Annotated in this window: 14 protein-coding genes; 11 read left to right on the forward strand and 3 right to left on the reverse strand. The window is 66.1% G+C overall.

What is annotated here, in order from left to right:
* Positions 1 to 91: 91 nt before the first annotated feature.
* The 6 genes from ACSQ86_RS36035 (at position 92) to istB (ending at position 8383) form a co-directional block, all read left to right on the forward strand.
* A complete protein-coding gene (locus tag ACSQ86_RS36035) occupies positions 92 to 1834 on the forward strand; it encodes a winged helix-turn-helix domain-containing tetratricopeptide repeat protein (protein ID WP_436310818.1) in 1743 nt (580 codons plus the stop codon).
* A gap of 331 nt (positions 1835 to 2165) precedes the next feature.
* A complete protein-coding gene (locus ACSQ86_RS36040) occupies positions 2166 to 3188 on the forward strand; it encodes a hypothetical protein (protein WP_436310819.1) in 1023 nt (340 codons plus the stop codon).
* A gap of 12 nt (positions 3189 to 3200) precedes the next feature.
* Positions 3201 to 4319 (forward strand): hypothetical protein, encoded by a 1119-nt coding sequence (locus tag ACSQ86_RS36045; RefSeq protein ID WP_436310820.1) that lies wholly within the window; start codon positions 3201 to 3203, stop codon positions 4317 to 4319.
* A gap of 444 nt (positions 4320 to 4763) precedes the next feature.
* Entirely contained in the window at positions 4764 to 5195 is a 432-nt protein-coding gene (locus tag ACSQ86_RS36050) for a YybH family protein (RefSeq protein WP_436310821.1), read from the forward strand.
* An 819-nt stretch (positions 5196 to 6014) separates the two neighbouring features.
* Positions 6015 to 7622: an IS21 family transposase gene (istA, locus tag ACSQ86_RS36055; RefSeq protein ID WP_436303543.1), complete on the forward strand. Its 1608-nt coding sequence runs from the start codon at positions 6015 to 6017 to the stop codon at positions 7620 to 7622.
* Positions 7619 to 8383: an IS21-like element helper ATPase IstB gene (istB, locus tag ACSQ86_RS36060; protein ID WP_436303544.1), complete on the forward strand. Its 765-nt coding sequence runs from the start codon at positions 7619 to 7621 to the stop codon at positions 8381 to 8383. Before istA ends, istB begins: the two co-directional genes overlap by 4 nt.
* A 660-nt stretch (positions 8384 to 9043) precedes the next feature.
* On the opposite strand, the gene ACSQ86_RS36065 is transcribed toward istB, so the two are convergent.
* Complete coding sequence (locus tag ACSQ86_RS36065; protein ID WP_436294679.1) at positions 9044 to 9517, reverse strand: SET domain-containing protein; 474 nt, start codon at positions 9515 to 9517, stop codon at positions 9044 to 9046.
* A gap of 467 nt (positions 9518 to 9984) precedes the next feature.
* Between ACSQ86_RS36065 and ACSQ86_RS36070 the strand changes: the two genes are divergently transcribed.
* On the forward strand, positions 9985 to 11688 hold the full coding sequence (locus ACSQ86_RS36070) for a SpoIIE family protein phosphatase (protein WP_436310822.1): 1704 nt from the start codon (positions 9985 to 9987) through the stop codon (positions 11686 to 11688).
* Entirely contained in the window at positions 11685 to 14147 is a 2463-nt protein-coding gene (locus ACSQ86_RS36075) for a response regulator (protein WP_436310823.1), read from the forward strand. Before ACSQ86_RS36070 ends, ACSQ86_RS36075 begins: the two co-directional genes overlap by 4 nt.
* An 18-nt stretch (positions 14148 to 14165) precedes the next feature.
* Here ACSQ86_RS36075 and ACSQ86_RS36080 read toward each other — a convergent pair whose 3' ends face one another.
* Positions 14166 to 14324, reverse strand: coding sequence for a hypothetical protein (locus ACSQ86_RS36080; RefSeq protein WP_170855733.1), 159 nt, complete (start codon positions 14322 to 14324; stop codon positions 14166 to 14168).
* Positions 14325 to 14354: 30 nt separating this feature from the next.
* Here ACSQ86_RS36080 and ACSQ86_RS36085 point away from each other — a divergent pair, with 30 nt between their 5' ends.
* Positions 14355 to 14504: a hypothetical protein gene (locus ACSQ86_RS36085; RefSeq protein ID WP_170855734.1), complete on the forward strand. Its 150-nt coding sequence runs from the start codon at positions 14355 to 14357 to the stop codon at positions 14502 to 14504.
* Here ACSQ86_RS36085 and ACSQ86_RS36090 read toward each other — a convergent pair.
* Positions 14498 to 15226, reverse strand: coding sequence for a Crp/Fnr family transcriptional regulator (locus tag ACSQ86_RS36090; protein WP_436306453.1), 729 nt, complete (start codon positions 15224 to 15226; stop codon positions 14498 to 14500). The genes ACSQ86_RS36085 and ACSQ86_RS36090 overlap by 7 nt on opposite strands.
* A gap of 137 nt (positions 15227 to 15363) precedes the next feature.
* On the opposite strand from ACSQ86_RS36090, the gene ACSQ86_RS36095 reads away from it, so the two are divergent.
* Both ACSQ86_RS36095 and ACSQ86_RS36100 read left to right on the forward strand, forming a co-directional pair.
* The gene (locus tag ACSQ86_RS36095; RefSeq protein WP_436306452.1) at positions 15364 to 16239 is read left to right on the forward strand and encodes a hypothetical protein; all 876 of its coding nucleotides are present in this window, start codon (positions 15364 to 15366) and stop codon (positions 16237 to 16239) included.
* 33 nt (positions 16240 to 16272) lie between these two features.
* Complete coding sequence (locus ACSQ86_RS36100; RefSeq protein ID WP_436306451.1) at positions 16273 to 16773, forward strand: universal stress protein; 501 nt, start codon at positions 16273 to 16275, stop codon at positions 16771 to 16773.
* The last annotated feature ends 4 nt before the right edge of the window (positions 16774 to 16777 follow it).

Here is a 16777-nt window from a genome sequence, read left to right on the forward strand (position 1 = left end):
AGCGACAAATGGCGGGCCAGTCTGCCGGGCGCCTTGCCGCAGGTCTTGAAAGACGCCTGAAATCAGGACGAAAGAAGTACGATGAAACTTCATGCCGGGGGGCTTCCGCTCAATGGAACAGGCCGAGACGCTCGACGACACCGCGCAAACCCGCCTTCATCTGGGCGGCTTCGTGCTGGACCTGGCTGATGGCGAGTTGCGCCGCGCCGACGGCCAGCTTGCCGGCTTGCGTCGCCAGGCGCTGGCGGTGCTGCTGGTGCTGGGGTCGCAGGCCGGCCGCGTGGTCGGCAAGGACGAACTGATGCGCCGCGTCTGGTCCGGTGTGGTTGTGGGCGACGATTCGCTGGCGCAGGCCATCGCCGAGATCCGCCGCGTGCTGGGGGACAGCGAACACCGGCGCGTGCGCACCGTGGCGCGGCGTGGCTACCTGTTGATACCCGACGAGGCAGCGCCAGGCCCAGCGCCAGACCCAGTGGACAGCGCCGCAGCGCCATCTCCAGCTTCAGCCTCGGCTTCTGCCTCGCCACCCGCGCGCCAGCGCATCGTCTTCGCGGCCGCCCTGCTGATGCTGGCGGCGGCCATCGCCGGCTTTGTTGCGCTGGGCCCATGGCGCGGCACGGCACCGCCTGCAGTGCCGCTGCGCTCGTTGGTGGTCCTGCCGCTGGACAGCGAAGCCGACGCCGCCGAGCAGGCCTGGTTCGCCGATGCGTTGACCGGCGACCTGACGCGAGCGCTGACAGTGTGGCGCACAGTCAGCGTGATCGGCCGTGGCACTGCGGCGCGCTACAAGGGCCGGTCTGACGATCCGCGTGCCGTGGCGCGCGAACTGGGTGTGCGCTACGTGGTGCACGGCCGCGTGCGGCGCGACGGTGAGCAGGTCCGGCTCGAGATGAACCTGATCGACGGCGACACCGGCGTTGCGCAATGGGCCGAGCAATACCAGATCGAGCGCGCCCAGCTGGCGCAGTCGGTGGACGACATCCGCGGCGGCATCTCGCGCACCCTGCTGGTCGAGATCGGCAGGTCGGTTGGCCAGCGCGCTGCCCGCATGAAGCCGGAGGCGGTGGAGGCGGACGACCTGGCGATGCAGGGCACGTCCGTGATGCTTCGCGCCGTCGGGCCCGACAACTTCGCCGAGGCGCTGCGCCTGTTCGAGCAGGCGCTGGCCAAGGACCCGGATTCGGTGCGCGGGTTGGGGGGTGTGGTCAACGTCCAGGCCATGAGGGCGATCTTCCGCTGGACCGACGATCCCGAAGCGGCCGTGCGGCGCGCCGAGCAAGCTCAGACGCGCTTGGAGACCCTCGACCCGACCAGCTTTGCCGCGCTCGACGGCCGCGCCACGCTGACCAACTGGCGCGGCGATTGGCCGGGCCTGCTCAAGTTGTCGGAGGTGATGATCGCCCATTTTCCGAGCGACCATACCTCGCACCACCACCGCTGTTCGGCACTGCTGCGCCTGGGACGCTTCGAGGAATCGGTGCCGTCCTGCGAGCGCGCCTTGCGGATCAGCCCGCGCGACTCGCGCGTGCCGATCTGGCACGGCTTGATCGGCATGAACCGCTTCATGCAGGGGCGCTACGCCGAGGCGGCCGAGCGGGCGCGCCTGACCGTCGGTGGCCTGCCTCACCTGCCGTTTTACTGGCTGCTGCTGGCCGCGTCGCTGGAGCGTGACGGGCAGTCGGAGGAGGCGCGCCGCGTGTGGGCTGATTTCCGCGCACGGCATCCGACGTTCGCGTTGACCCAGGCGACATCGATGTGGCCCGCGACGCAGCCGGATTTCGTGGCTGGGCGCGACGTGATTGTCGCGACGGTGCGGCCCTTCGATAGCAGATAGCGCTTCAGCGGCCGATCAAGCAGCGGTTTGACGGTCAAAGTTGAGCGTGGGCAGCCTGATCGGGCTTGGCCTGGTCAGTGAGTAGACGTGATGGTGCGCCCCGAGATGGTCATCGCGGCAATAGAAAGCGTTCCAACAGATGTGTCGGAGGATGCCTTCGGGGTCCACTCTAGAGAATATGTTCGCGCGAACGGTCATGGAGTGATTCCCGCCTCCTTGATCAGCCCGCCCATTTGATCTGCCCTCGGTCGCGCTTGCGGACGCCAGCTTTTCGCGGAACAATGCCTGCCCCACTTGGGCGCACTTCACAAGCGGGACCGGGGCCAGCGCCTTGACGATCCGCGCTGGCGCATTGCAACGCGGCGCGGGCAGCCATGCCCGGGGGGGGGTTGTGATGGCGACGTTATTTCGGGCACTGGGTGCCCTCGCGCTGGCCCTCATCGCATGTCTCACCAGCGCCGGCATTCTGGCGCCCAACACAGCGCTTTCACCTGGACAATCCATCAGTTCCGACAACGGCCGCTATGTCCTTGTGATGCAGGGCGATGGAAACCTTGTCTACTATCGGACATCTGACTGGACCCCGCGCTGGAACAGCCAGACGCAGAGTCCCGGCGCGTTCGCCCCAATGCAGGGCGATGGCAACCTGGTGGTGTATGCCAGCAACGGCGTCCCAATCTGGAACTCGCAAACGAGCGGCAACCCGGGTGCGTACCTGGCAGCACAGGATGACGGCAACCTGGTCATCTATGGCAACGGCAGAGCGCTCTGGCACATCGGCGCTGACCTCGTCGCCGGCGATCCCCAATGGGCCGGCGACGTTGTTGGACGCGACCTGTCGATCTCCGGCCTGGGTTCGCTGGGACACACCGGCATGTTCGACGGCAGTGTCGTCGTCGAGGTGCTGAATGAGGGCAGCAATGCCATCCAGTACGAATCCCTGGCCAGCTTCAAGGCGCGTTCGGCATATTGGGGCACGGCCTCTCCCAACAATCCCAACCACCTGCTGAACAAATGCTTCAGGACGGCGTGCCTGCAAGCGGGTGACTTCGAGGATGTGCGGGCCAGGATGGCATTGGTCAAGCGTGCCTTTCAGGCGTACCTCATCGGCGCCGACTACACCTACGGTCAACACTACACGAGCGCCAAGCCGCTGATGTGGGGCCGTCCGGCCGAACGGGGCCTGTACCGCTGCGACACATTCATCGTGAATCTGTATGAAAAGACGGCCGATGACGAAGGCATTCCGTCGATCTACCCGGTTCCGCAAATCTGGCTGGACCGCAATCGCGATCTCAAGAGCGGCATCATGCTGCCGTCGAGGCTCTTCAACACCATGAAGGGCTGGTTTTGAGGCGCGGCAGGCATGAAAAAGGCCGGTCTCCTTGCCGTCGCGGGTATCGCCTTGGCCGGGATCATCTGGGGGTGGTTCAAGACGCCACCTGTTGCGTCGACGGCGTCGTATCCAAGTACATCCGCGCCCGCACTCCACGGGGACGATCGAGGCGGCCCGTCCACAGCCGCCGCAAGGTACGCGGCGGCGATCGGGGCCGCCAGGGGCAAAGAGGATTCGCAAAATTCCCTGGCCTCGTATGTCCCGAAGCCCGGCATCGAGGGACGCAATGAGCTCGATCGAATCTTCGCGCAGGGCGTGCCGCTCACCTCTCGATCGGCTCTGGCTGCGCGCGCGCTGCTGAAGGCGGGGATCAGCGACGACGAGAAGATTGCGCTGGCCCGCATCCTGGGCCGCCTGTACTCGTCGGACAATGCGACCGGCTACAACGCCGACATCCTGCTGGATCTGCGCAGCCTGATCGGCGACAACAACAAGGAGGTCGCGCGATCGGCCGCTTTGAGCTTCTCGCGCATCGGCTATCTGCCGGGATCGGATGCGATGCTGAAGAGCGCGTTCGAAACCCACGTCCTGAGTGCGGACGACTACTACGGCGAACTGGCCCACATGGCACGGCTGGCCCCTGTGGGCGTGCAGGATGAACTTTTGTCGGCGATCCGCAGTTCGGCGAATTCCTATGCGGCCGACATTCTGGCCGGCTCGATCCATGACGATCCGAAAATCCTGAAGGGCTACTCCGCCCGCTCGGTGAATGAGATCGGGCAATTGCTCGCCAAGAGCGAGCCCCGATTTGCCAGCGCCACTGGAGACTTCGGCCTCACCGATGCCGTGAGATACGCCCACTGGCTGCGCGCCAGCGCCCAAATCGAAAGCCTCGCCCAGGGGACCGACGTGGATGCGGTGATCGTTGCGAGACTGAGCCTTCCCGGAACCGATCCTCGCAAGATCACGGCCTATCTGTTGATGCCCGAGGCATCCTCGATTCTGTCCTCCGCGCGCCTCGGCTCGCCGGCCGCGGGATTGGTCTCGGCCTCCAACCAGTACGCAGCACAGTATCCGCGCAACATGATCCTTCAATCGGCCGGCCAGGAAATCAGCCAGAGAGTGGGAAGGCCCAAAGGAAAACCTTGACGCGACATCACCAGGTAGTGCCTTGGGATGCGCCGATGATTTCCATGCAATCCTGACCCAGCGTTGGAGTCCCGCAATCGAAAAACTGACATCGGGGTGTGCACCAAGAGAAAAGAACTTTGCGACGCGGGGCAGGTGCGTACCGAATGTCTTCAGTCCCTCGAGCATCGGCATCTGCGGTCCAGCATTTGCTGCTCCGATCCTGCGGTGTCAGGAGGGGCTGAGTCCCGGGGCCGTCGGCCTCGCGTTGGTGCTTTTCTTCGCGAGGTCGGCTCCCATGGAGCTCCGGGGAACTAGACCGAGTTCGGCCATCCCCAGTCATTCGGTCTATCGACCTGGACGCGCGATTTGCACGAGAGCGGTCGTCGAAACGCGATCCGTTTGGTAAAATGCTTCGGGGGGTAGCCGAACAACCGAGGCAAGCCTTCACACAGGGGTCGTGAAATGAAGTCGGATGACCTCGACAGTGCAATTGAACAGAGCCACGCTGCTCTGAGCGCGATCCTAAAAGGCGACCCTAGCCTTTACAAGGCGCTGTATTCCCATACGGAAGACGTGACTCTGGGCAATCCTTTCGGACCGTACGCGCGCGGTCGGAAGCAGGTTGAGGCAACCCTGGAGGGCGCCGCGTCGCACTACCGCGACGGAGAGGGCACCGGCGTCGAACTCGTAGCGAAATATGTTTCGGACGGACTCGCGTGCGTTGTCGAGGTAGAGCGCGGCCGAACCAAGGTTGGAGGTGCCGAGGAACTCGTCGCGGTCGCAGTACGCGTTACCAGCTTATTTCGGTTGAAGCAGGATGCGTGGAAGCTCGTTCATCGGCACGCTGACCCGATCACGACCCCGAGGCCGGCATCGTCGGTCATCAGCCGATAACCCCATGTAGGCGGGTCTGAGCGTCCTGTTAAGCCGGGAGTCCGTGAATCTGGGGCAAACGCAAAGTAGGGCTGCAATGAATTCACGCACTTGTGACCTGACTGGAGCAGCGGATGCTCAGGCCGAATGCCTCTGAGCAATGGCTCGCAAGAACTGGCCAGGGGTTGCTCTGGTCAGATCGCAGAATGCGTCGCGATCGCCCTCGGTAGGAAATCCGTACACGGTGCAGCGTCCAGCTGCGGCAGGCGAGCTTCCGTGCGCGTGGTAGACAGTGCGGATGTACCGGACGAACTGCCCTCCCCAACTCTGGTGATCGGAGGCCTGCAGCATCGCGGTGTGGATGCCGGCGATCTTTCGCTCAGTGATCGCCACGTGGGGAAACACAAGCGACGCGTCATCCTCGGTTGGGCAATCAGCCCGGGTGAAGCCGTCCAGAGATACGAACTGTAGCGTGAGGTCCATGGGTCAAAGTTACCAGCGAGTCGCGGCGCAGATTGTCGCGCACGATTGTCAGTTCGACCCCGCGCGCCAAGGCGCGCGTCGCATGGGTATGGCGCATTCAGTAAGCACTGGCGCGCCGGCTGATGACTTCCATGAGGCATCACCGACGCGCCCTGAAAGGGCTCATGCCTATTGCTGTGTCGACCGCCACCAGGTTCAGGACCCCGGCGGCCACCCAAAGTGCCCCACTTATGGCCACCCAAACTGCTCCACCCTGGCCACGGTGATCTGACGCATTGAACACGGTGCGTCGGGCGCCGCGAAGCTCGACAGGCAGGACGTTACTTTCCACCCCCTCTGAGCGAGGGGAACAACGGAGTGAACGTCTTGAAGCCACATCTGCAAACCACCATCTGGACGCTGCTCAAGGGCGGCGCCACCCAGCGCGAGATCGCGCGAATCACCGGCATCTCGCGCCACACCATCCGGGCGTATCAGCAGCGCTTCGCCGCCGATCCGGCAAACTGCCCCGGGGTGGCCACCGACTCCGGTGGTCAAACTGCTCCACCCTGGCCACCGACTTCCAGGTCGGTAGCGCCGCCGCTGGCCACCTCCAAGTGCGAACCCCACCGCGCTTTCATCGACGCCCAGTTGCGCCTGGGCCGCAACGCCACGGCCATCTACCAGGACCTGGTCGACCAACATGGCTTTGACGGCGCCTACAACTCCGTCAAGCGCTTCTGCGCCCAGCTTCGCCACAAGGAGCCCGAGCAGTTCGATCGTCTGAGCTTTGCGCCCGGCGAGGAGATGCAGGTCGACTACGGTGAAGGCGCCCCCACCCGGGTGCCGAGCACCGAGCGCTGGCGCAAACCCCGCCTGTTCGTGGCCACGCTGCGCTACTCGCGGCGCAGCTTCCGCCGCGTGATCTGGAAGTCCAGCCAGCAAGTCTGGGCTGAGTTGCACGAGCAGGCCTGGGCCTACTTTGGCGGGTCGACCCACTACGTCGTGCTGGACAATTTGAAGGAGGGCGTCTTGAAGCCCGACCTGTACGAGCCTGCGCTCAATCCGGTCTACGCCGCCACACTGGCCCACTACGAGGTGGTGGCCGACCCGGCTCGGGTCCGGGATCCGAATCGCAAGGGGACGGTCGAGAACGCGATCCAACATACCCAGTCCACCGCGCTCAAGGGGCGGCGCTTCGAGACCATCGAAGAGCAGAACGCCTTCCTGGAACACTGGGAGTCCAAGTGGGCCGCCTCGCGCATCCACGGCGCCGAGCGGCGTCAGGTGCAGGCCATGTTCGAGGAGGAGCGCGCCCACCTGCAGCCGCTGCCAGCCACGCGCATGCAGTACTTCACCGAGGTGCAGCGCACGGTCTGCGACGACAGCTGCGTGCGCATCGACCACAGCAGCTACGCCGCGCGCCCGGCCCCGATTGGCACCAAGGTGCTGGTGCGGCTGTTCGAGCGGCGCATCGAGATCCGCGAGCTGCGCACCCAGGCCTTGCTGCGCACCCACGCCCGGGTTGATCGCCCCGGCACCGTGGTGTTGCCCATGGCCGAGCGGGTGTTCAACCCCTCTCGCGAGACGCGCTTCATCCTGGCCCAGGCCCGAGCCATCGGGCCGCAGGCCTCTCGGCTGTGCCAGATGCTGTTCGCCATCGAGGGGCGCGTGGGCCAGCGCAAGCTCTGGGGCATCGTCAATCTGGCCAAGCGCTACCCCAATCACTTCATCGACGCGGCCTGCGCTGCCGCCATGGAGCAAGGCGTACACAGCTACCGCCACGTCAAGGCACTCACCGAGCGGCTGGTGGCCGACGCGCTGGCCGCCCTGCAGGCCGGCACGCCGACACAGTCGGCGTCAACGCTCACCCAGCAGCACGAGCTCATTCGCAGCGCCGACGAATACGGCGATCTGTTCGCCCACGCCGCCACCGCCACCTCGGGCGGCACAACCTCCCACCCCACTGAGATCGCCCAGCCATGAACATGACCGAGATCGAACGCGCCCTGCGCGAGCTGCGCCTGTCCGGCATCGCCGACACCCTGTCCACCCGCGTGATGCAGGCCCAGGCCGCCCAGCAGCCCTTCCTGGAGACGTTGGCCGCCATGCTGCAAGACGAGCTCGACCGGCGCCGCTCACGATTGATGGAGCGCCGCTTCAAGCGCTCAGGCCTGGCCGAGCGCCTGACGCTGGCGGACTTCGACTGGCGCTTCAATCCCAAGCTGCCGCGCAACGCCTGCTTCGAGCTGCACACCCTGAAGTTCATCGGCGAGGGGGCCAACGCATTGATCGTCGGCAAGCCCGGCACCGGAAAGAGCCACGTGGCCAAGGCGGTGGCCTACCAGGCCACGTTGCAGGGCTATGACGTGCGCTACGTGGAGGCCGACTCCGAGTTCGCCCGCTACGGGCTGGCCAGCACGGCGGAACAGGCCGAACAGCTCAAGGGCTGGATCGAGCCAGACCTGTTGGTCCTTGATGACATGTTCCTGGCCCGGCGCATTGCCGACGTGAGCGCCGAACTGCTGCAGGCCATCGTGCACCAGCGCTACAAGCTGCGCCGCGCCATCGTCATCACCTCCAACCGGGTGGTGCAGGACTGGGGCAAGTACCTCGCCGACGCCACCATGGCCACCACCATCCTGGACCGGCTCATGCACCGCTGCGCAATGCTGGAGTTCGAGGGCAAGAGCTACCGTCTGAAGGAGGCCGCCGCGCGCATCGCCATCACACCCGAATCGTCATAATCCGACCGTCCTGCCTGGAGCAGTTTGACCGGCCATAAGTGGAGCAGTTTGGGGTGGCCATCGGGGAGGATGCGCGGACGCTGCGCCTGGCGGCCGGGCGCCTTCATCACGCTGCGCCCGAGTGCCCCGCAAGGGCGGCGTGATCCTCGCGCGTTCAGGCGACCGCAAGGAGCTCGAGGCTGACCCTTTCGTGCAGAACGCAGGTGCTCGGAAGGATGTGACCGAGTTCAAACCTAGCATGACGGCGCCGGGCGCAGAGGTCTTGAAGGAAATCTAGGGTCCTCAGACTTTGCGAAGTGCCCGCCACGGGGCGAGCTCGCTGCCGTCATTCAGCCAAGGCGGTTTTGCTGCTCGCCGCAGGTGACCCCCCGGGACCGGGACGCGCCAAGGGGAGGAAGCTTGACCCCATCATGTGCGGTAGCGCAACCGGCTCGGGCGTGATGACTCGAATGGCTGCGCCCATGGTCGGCGGCATGCCCATGACACCTTGAGGACCGGCCTTCGTTCACGCACTTCGACGAGGACGAAGAGCGGATGCGAGGCTGCGTGGCAGTGCACTTGCTCGCCGCTCAGCGTGCGCTGGAACGGGGTTCGGAAGCTTTTTGATGTCGCGCGGTCTCGCGGGCAATGACCTGCGCGTCGGCAGACAGATCGCCGGATTCAGCTGGTTTCGACAGGGGCGAGCATCGTGCCACGGCAATTCGAAGAGCCGCAACGGCAGGGATAGTCTGAGGGCGGCGAGCCGTCATCCGCTGTCAGGCAATAGTCGATGAACAACTCGTCCCCTGCCTCTACAGGGACGATTGTCTGGAACTTCAGCAGCAGCTGGCCTGCGTCGTCGTACTCCTCGACCGCCTCGCAGTTCGGGTCGCAGGCGTGGTTCAGGTGACGAGTGCCATTGCCGCCTTTGGCACCATCGATGGTTTCCTGATTGGACAAGGTGAACAGGTAAGTGAGCTGATCATCCCAGGTTCTGGCGGCGACTTCCTGCGGTGAGTAGCGCCGGCCTTCGTAGAGGCCCAGCAATGCGAAGGCGGGCAACGCGCGCGTTGCAAAGGCGCCCAGGCCGTGGACGCCACTGGGCGCCACCCTGACACAAGGGGTGGGAGATGTGTGTTTGCGAAGCTTTGCCATGCGGATGGAAATTGTAGGTGGAGCCCAGACTTGCCGAGGCCGCGATCGAGCGCCGAGCAGATTTTCGCAAGCTGAGGTCCGAGAAAAATGGCGTCTCGATCGAGACGCCCTTTTGAGGCGAACTTCCCGGCACCGCTCATGAACCCAACTCAATTGAGCAGAGACCCCTTCGGCAGCCGCCTCGCCAGCCAATCATGCACATCCATTCGGATGCTCCTGCCCTCAAGCACAAAGTCTTCGTAGCGGCTCGCTGGCGGCGCGCACCCGACGATCTGATGTCAAGCGGCTGATGACGATCGTTGGCGCGTCCCCTTCTGCCGTCCTTCTCGAGGCAGCCCCGCGCTGATGCCGGCTGCCACATCCGAACGCGATCGCGGCGCCGCTGCCTGTGCGTCAGTGGCTTGCCATCGCGCCCGCCGGCTCGGAGAATTCTTTCTTGCACGGCACACTCGCTGCTAGGGGATGTGATGAACCTCGACCCTGTCCCTCCCGTCGCGTTGGTGGTAGACGACGAGCCGGTGGCCCGACTGATGGTGAAGCTGGCTTTGGAAAGCTTCGGCTGCGCTCCGGTCCTGGAGGCTGCCGACGGAATCGCGGCGCAGGAGGTCCTGCGGGAGCACCCGGACGTCGCCCTGGTGCTGACGGACATCATGATGCCCCGGATGGACGGCCTGGAATTGCTGCGCTGGGGACGCGAGGCAGTGCCGGACACCATGTGGATCGTCCTTTCGGGGCTGGAGACCTTCGACTCGGCGGTGGCCGCGATCCGGCTGGGGGCGTTCGACTTCCTGCCGAAGTCGCCGCGCTCGGAAGAGATGGGGGTTGCGGTGCGCAACGCGCTGGAGCGGCGGCAACTGCTGGCTGAACGCGAGCGGTTGCACCGGGAGCTACAGCGCAAGGTCTGCGAACTTCAGGAGACCTCCGCACTGCTGCGTCGCGACCTCGAGCGGGCGGAGGTGATCCAGCGCGCCTTGCTGCCGCGCAGCCCGCCCCCGATGGAGGGCTATTGCATCCAGGCGGTCTACCGCCCGGGGCAGCATGTGGGCGGCGACCTCTACGACGTGGTCCGGCTGGGCGAGCGGCACCTCGCCTTCTACCTGGCCGACGCCACCGGCCACGGGGTCACCTCGGCAATGCTCTCGGTGCTGTTCAAGCAGCGGCTGGTCCTGGTGGACCCGGCGACGGGCCTCGCGCTGCCGCCGGCGGAGGTATTGGCCGCGGTGAACCGCTCGATCTGCGAGACGCACGCCGCGCCGGGACTGTTCCTGACGGCCGTCTTCGGCCTGCTGGATACGTCGGACGCGAGCCTCACGCTGGCATCCGCGGGCCATCCGCCCGTGCTGCACGCACGCGAGGGCCGGGAAACGCGCCTGATCCGCCGCATGGGGCCCGCGCTCGGGCTGGCGCCGGACGCGCACTTCGCGCAGGAGCGTCTCCAGCTCCTGGCGGGCGACCGGATCCTCCTCTACACCGACGGGCTCCTGCCCTCCGGGTCGGAGCGCGAGCTGGAACTGCTGCAGCAGGTGCTCGCCAAGCCGCTCTCCAGTGCGCAGGAGGCGATGGCGCAGCTTCACGGTGACGCGCCGGCGGGAGCGGACCGGGATGACGTGACCATCCTGCTCATCGACGCGCACGCGGGCGCCTCCTCGTTCGACAATGGCGCCGAGCTCCCCGCGGCTGCCGCTTCCGGCGCCCCGCGGCCCGAGGGCGAGGCGGTGTTCTACGGCGAAACAGTCGATGCCGCCTACCTTGCGCTGCGCGGCCGGGCCAGCTGGATGCATTGCGATGCCTTCCATGAAACGGCCCTGGCCGTGCTGGACGGGGGACGCCCCCTGGTGCTGGACTTCTCCGGCTGCGAGTACATGGACAGCACCTGCCTCGGCACGGTGCACGAGCTGGTCGCCCGGGGCGGCGTGGTGCTCGCGGGGGTGACACCGGCCGTGCACGCCCTGTTCGAGGAACTGAGCATGCAGCAGGTGCTGGCCGCGATGCGCGAGGACATTCCCGCCGCGCCCGAGCTCTACGCGCTGGGTACGGGGGGCGACCACGCCGTGGTGCAGAAGCGGATCCTGCAGGCGCACGAGGCCCTCTCCGCACTGAGCGAACGCAACCGCGAGGAGTTCAAGGACGTCGTCGAGTCGCTGCGTGGCGAACAGGACGGGCCGAGATGACCGCTGCCATCCGCGTGCTGCATCTCGAGGACGACCCGGCCGATGCGGAGCGCATCCGGGGCAGGCTGCAGGACGAGAACCTTGGCTGTGACATCGTGTGGGTGCAAACCAGGGAGGACGTCGTCTCCGCCCTGCAGCGGCAAACTTTCGACCTGGTGCTGTCCGACTACGAAGTCGGCGGCCTGGAGCTGCTGCGCCAGGTGCAGCAGCAGCCGGAGCTTCCGCTGATCGTGATTGCCACTGCGTTGACCGAGGACGAGGCGGTGGATTGCATGAAGGCCGGCGCCACGGACTACGTGCTCAAGCAGCGCTTGCGGCGCCTGGGTTTCTCGATTCGGCGCGCGCTCGCCGAACAAAGGCAGAGAGCGGCGCTGCGCCGGGTGGAAGATGACCTGCGTGCCCTGAACGCCGACCTGGAGGCGCGCGTGCGCCTGCGCACCGCCGAACTGGAAACAGCCAACGCGTTCCTGAACTCGGTGATCCATCACATTCCCTATCAGGTCATGGTCAAGGACGCCACCGACTTGAAGGTCGTCCGCGTCAACCGCAGCATGGAGGAGATGACGGGGCGCAGCCAGCAGGAGTTGCTGGGCAAGACGGCTTACGAGTTCGTCAGTTCCAAGGAGGAGGCCGACTTCTTCACGGCCAAGGACAAGGAAGCGCTGGCGCTCGGCCGGGAAGTGGACATCCCCGAGGGCACCCTGCATACGCGCGATGGCAGCGTGCACGTCCTCCACGCGAAGAAGATCCCGATCCTCGACGAGGCCGGCCAGCCGCGCTACGTGCTGACCATGACGGAAGACGTGACGGAGAGGAAGAAGAAGGAGCGTGAAATCGAGCGGCTGAACGCGGCCCTGGCGCAGCGCAGCTCGGAGGTGGAAGCCGCCAACCGCGCCAAGGGCACCTTCCTGGCCACTATGAGCCACGAGATCAGGACGCCCATGAACGGCATGCTGGGCATGCTGGAACTCCTGAGCCTGACCGAGTTGGACGCCGAGCAGCGCGAGACGCTCGGGCTGGTGCGGGAATCGAGCCGGTCGCTGCTGCGCATCATCGACGACATCCTCGATTTCTCGAAGATCGAGGCCGGCAAGCTGGAGGTCCGCCCCGAAGTCGTCTCGATCAAGCGCTTGATCGAGGAGGTGCAGAGCATCTATCTGGGCAATGCCAGCAGCAAGGGCCTGGTCGTCCGGCGGATGGTCGACCCGCGCATCAATGCGGCGCTGCGGGTCGATCCGGTGCGCCTGCGCCAGATCCTCAACAACTTCGTCAGCAACGCGATCAAGTTCACCTCCGAGGGCTGGATCGACATCAACGTGCAATGGCTGGGGCGCTCAGACGGACAGGACAACCTGCGCTTCGAGGTGAAGGACACCGGCATCGGCATCTCGCTCGAAGACCAGCAGCGCCTGTTTCAGCCGTTCAGCCAGGCGGACGGTGACGAGGCGCGGCGGCGGCCGGGTGGCACCGGCCTGGGGCTGGTCATCTCCCGGCAGCTGGCGCAGATGATGGGCGGCTCGATCAGCCTGGAAAGCGCGCCGGGCAAGGGCACGACGATCACCCTGGAACTGTCGCTGCCGGTCGCCGAGCCCCCGCCAGGCAGCGACGCCGACAGCGCACGCCCTCTTCCGGCGGCCACGGCCATGCGCCGCATGGCGCCCGGCACCGCGCAGGCCGAGACGGAAGGAACGTTGGTGCTGCTGGTGGATGACCACCCCGTCAACCGCATGTTGCTGCTGCGCCAGGTGCGAACGCTGGGCTATGCCGCCCAGACCGCCGATGACGGCGTCCAGGCCCTGGAGATGTGGAAGTCGGGTCGCTTCGGACTGGTCATCACCGACTGCCACATGCCCCACATGGACGGCTACGAACTGGCGCGCAGCATCCGCGCTCTGGAATCCGACGCGGGGCGCGAGCGCGTGCCGATCGTCGCCTGCACCGCCAACGCGCTGCAGGGGGAGGCCGAGGCCTGCTTCGCCGCCGGCATGGATGCCTTCCTGGTCAAGCCGGTGGAACTGGCGCAGCTGATCGAAAAGCTCGATCGATGGCTGCCGCTTCCCCAGGCCCCCTCGCCGCCCGCCGCTCCCGCCGGCTCAAGCCCGGAGGCCGCCCCCTGCGTCAGCCCGATCGACGAGGCGCTCCTCACGGCGACATGCGGTGGCGACGCGTCGATGGTGGGCGAGGTTCTTGCGGCCTTCCGGCGAACCTGCGAGGACGACTCGGCCGGACTCAGGCAGGCGGTGGCCGTCGACGACGTTGCCCAGGTCACCCAGTTCGCCCACCGCATGGCGGGCGCCAGCAAGATGGTCGGGGCGCTCGCGTTCGCGGCCGCATGCGAGAACATCGAGCGCGCCAGCCGCATCGGCGATTGGAAGGCGGTCCTCGCCGGCATGTCGGCGTTCGAGCAGGAACGGATGCGCCTGGCCGCTTATTTCGAGGGGCGCAAGGGAACGTCTTGACGGGCAAGTCCCTTCCGTTCAAAAACGTTTGCCGCATTCGCCAGTCACGCTGTCTCCGGACGACGATCCGGGTTGTGAAGGAATGGCGCGGTCGCGCCTCCACGGGAAACCGAAATTGACAAGCGCCGCCTCATGGATGCGCTCGCAATACGGACCTTCACCGCGGTAGAGCGCCATTTTCCGATCTCGAGCTTGTAGACACGTTCTGTGCGCACGCGGCTGCCCAGCCTGCCGATGCTGCTGATGTTCGGCTATTCGAGCGGACTGCTCGACGAGCCGCTGGGCTGGGACCTGCCGCGCAAGCCCTACACGCGCAGCGAACTCGAGCGTGCGCGGGTCCTGAGCGCTGCTCAGTGAAGCGCCACGACGCTCGGCGGCGCGACGGCGCGCATGAAGCCCGTCAGCGCCTCGACCTGCGGGATATGGATGTCGCGCCGACCCTTCTCGGTGAAGCGGATCACGTCGCCACGCGCCAGTCGCGACAGCGCACGGCTCACGCTCTCCAGCGTCATGCCGAGGTAGTTGCCGATCTCGGCGCGCGTCATGCGCAGCGTGATCTGGTCGGTGCGCAGGCCGCGCTGTGCGAGCGCGTCGGCCCAGTAGCGCAGGAAACCGGCCACGCGGGCGTCGGCGGGCAGCGTGCACAAGGACAGCATCGAATCGTGATCGCGCGTGAGTTCGCGGCTCATGGCCTCATGCAGCGCGGTCAGCAGCGCGGGCGTGCGAAGGGCTGCCTGCAACAGCGCGTCGTAGCGGATGGCCCAGACCTCGCCGGTGTCCATCGCGACCGCGTCACAGCCGTACTGGCCGGCCGCGATGCCGTCGAGGCCCAGCCAGTCGCCCTTGAAGTGCAGGCCGACCACCTGTTCACGCCCCTCTCCGGAGAGGTTGACCATCTTGAAGAAGCCCGAGTTCACGACGTAGAGGCAGCCGAACTTCTGTCCCACCTGGTAGACCGTGTCGCCTGCGCGGACGATGCGCCGCTGGATCGGCAGGCTGTCCTGCAGCAGTTGCAGCATGTCGGCGATGCGCCGGACGGCACGCCGGTTGTCTTGGAGAGCGCTTGTCGCTTCGGTCATCACTTGTTCCTCGCAGATCGATGGCTTGAAGCTTAGAAGGCCACTGCAACAGCAGCGCCAATGCGGTCGCCCCCTCGGTAACAGTGGGTGAATGCTTGGTATCTGGCCGGTATCGACGGCTGCAGGATGACGGATTGTTGACGGCGATCAAGGCCTCGATCGCAGCAGGCAATACCTTCGCTGATGTGGAATCCGTTCTCTCCATTCCTTCTCACCGCGGGTGCGCCGGCGAGCCGCCGGCCGCGGAAGACATCCTGGCGATCTTTGCGGCCGCCCGGCGCCTGCGCGAGGACGCCCGAGCTGGCACGATCGGCAAGCCGCTGCACGGCAAGAACCTGGCGCTGCTGCTCGACACCCCGCCCGGCGAGGAGACGTCGGCCCTCCATCGCGCCGCGCAGGAACTGGGCGCGCGGGTTTCCGAAGTCCGGTTCACCGATCCGGCCGGCTCGGCGTCGGCAAAGGACGATCTTCGCGGCCTGGCCCGGATGCTGGGGCGCATGTACGACGCCATCGACTGCGGAACGCTGGCTCCGGCCTCCGTGCGCCAGATCGAGCAGGAGGCGGGCGTCCCGGTCTACGAGGGACTGGGCCTGGACCATCATCCGGCAAGGGCGCTGGCGGATCTCATGACGCTCTGCGAGCATCGGCCGGCGCCAGGCGCATCGATCCGGCTCCTCGGCGACCCGACGACGGCGCGGGCACGCGCCTTCCTGCCGGCTGCGCGGGCGATGGGCTTCGAGATGCGCACCGAAGAACGCCCGCAAGCGGGATCGGAGGACGCGACCTTCGTGGTCGATGCGACCCATGGTCCCCACTGGTCGCTATGCGGGCCGGCCGGCCCGCTGGACGTGCTTCGGTGTTCGGAAAACCATCGCTGCATGATGCAAACCGAACTGCTCGAGACGATCGTCAAAGTCAATTCGGGCGCGCTCGCGGCGGCCCGGACTCAGGGGTCCTCCCGCGCCGGTTCTTGCGCCATATCAAGGCACGAATCCTCGCTCCTTCGATACTGATGGCTCCTTCACCTCGCTCAAGAGGAACTCGCCATGCACAAACGGATTCTGGTTCTCATCGACGGGAGTCCGGCTTCCAAAAGAAGCTTGGACGAGGCCATCGATATCGCAAGGACCACCAGGGGCCTGCTGCGGCTGGTTCACGTGGTGGACGATCTCTCGCTCGCGCGCAGATCCACCGATACGGACACCTGGCTGGGTACGCTGCACAATTGGGGGCGGGAGATCCTTGAAGCAGCGAAAAAAGCTGCCGAGGCTCGCGGTGTGCATGCGGATGTGATGCTGTACAGCGACTTTGCCACTCCCCTCGCCGACGCTGTCGCATACGAAGCAAGAATGTGGCCGGCAGACCTCATTGTTCTGAGCACGCCTGGGCGTTGCGGGCGGTGGGCGATGGGCAGCGATGCAGAGCGCTTCCTGCGAACGTCAACAGTTCCCGTGATGCTGGTTCCCGAGCCGGTCGAAGAAGCTGTCGACAAGCGCTCCTCGACCAGGCAACAGGCAGCTCTCGCGCCAGCGCTTGCATTCGAGTGACGAG

The sequence above is a fragment of the Variovorax sp. LjRoot130 genome, assembly GCF_964253755.1.
Classification (GTDB): Bacteria; Pseudomonadota; Gammaproteobacteria; order Burkholderiales; family Burkholderiaceae_C; genus Variovorax.